Raw genomic sequence first — 1117 nt, forward strand, 5'->3', positions numbered from 1 at the left:
GCCACGCCAGTTTGATGACCCGGAACTGGTAAAAGTTGTTTCAAGCGCCCTCGAGCATTCAGACCTCGCCGCAGAAAACCTGGAAATAGAAGTAACCGAAAGTATGCTAATGAATGACATTGATGCTGTCATAGCTCAACTCAATAGCATCAAATCTACTGGTTCCACTATTACCATCGATGACTTTGGTTCAGGCTACTCCTCTTTAAGTTATTTAAAGAGCCTACCTGTAGATATTCTGAAAATTGACCAGTCATTTGTTTACGATATTCCTGATGACCTCAATGCCATGGAAATCGCGTCTGCGGTCATTGCCGTTGCACATAAACTTAACCTGAAGGTCGTTGCAGAAGGCGTTGAAAATATCGACCAAAGAGACTTCTTGGTAATCAATAAATGCGACTATGCTCAAGGATACTTCTTTAGCCGGCCATTGACCTTCAAGAAAATGCATAATTTCTTCATTGAAAGTGACCTAAAGACTGCTTAAGCATCCTCTTCTTAAGTAGTCTATTGCCCCTCCCCCAGCACTAATCAAAAATGTAAAACACTGTAAATCCGCTGCACTTGTGTGAACCTGTACTCTAGCTTAACGCTACCCAATTCCATTTACATAGAATTACATGATGTATAATGTCGTCACATTTGAGAATTTGGAGACTAAACAATGCTGGTTGTTTTCATACATAGCCTTGAAATAGCATTACTTACTTTGCTCGGCACACTTGCCTTCCGCGTACATAACTTATACACAGCTGCTGGCTACGCAGAGAGCGGGCATATTGACAGAGTGATTAAGCGCTTGATGCAAGGCGATGTTGTCGATAATCAAGAGTACGAAACCAAGATGGAAAGTCTTAAAAAAGCTCAAACCTTTTCTGGCATCCAGCTGTTAGACATCAAAAGAAATTATGGTGACCTGCACCAGGAGAATCTGTCTTGGTTACGCGAAGCGATTAGCCTTTACCTGATTGGAGCAATCGATTTGATTGGCAAAGAAGCAAAGTGCGGCACTCAAAGCAGGAAAGAGATAGCGATGTTGGTATTAAAGTCTAATTTAAATTTGACGACAGAAAATGCGCTCGCCTACTACAGGGAAGCACTCTACCGAAAACTT

At 41.8% G+C, this 1117-nt stretch carries 2 protein-coding genes; both read left to right on the plus strand.

Annotated elements, in window-relative coordinates; all coding sequences use genetic code 11:
- Window positions 1–490, plus strand: a 490-nt coding sequence (locus A3766_RS27070; protein ID WP_156509184.1) for an EAL domain-containing protein, incomplete at its 5' end; no start/stop codon positions are given.
- 177 nt (window positions 491–667) lie between these two features.
- On the plus strand, window positions 668–1117 hold a 450-nt coding region (locus tag A3766_RS27075; protein WP_156509185.1), incomplete at its 3' end, for a hypothetical protein.

The sequence above is a fragment of the Oleiphilus sp. HI0132 genome, assembly GCF_001635845.1.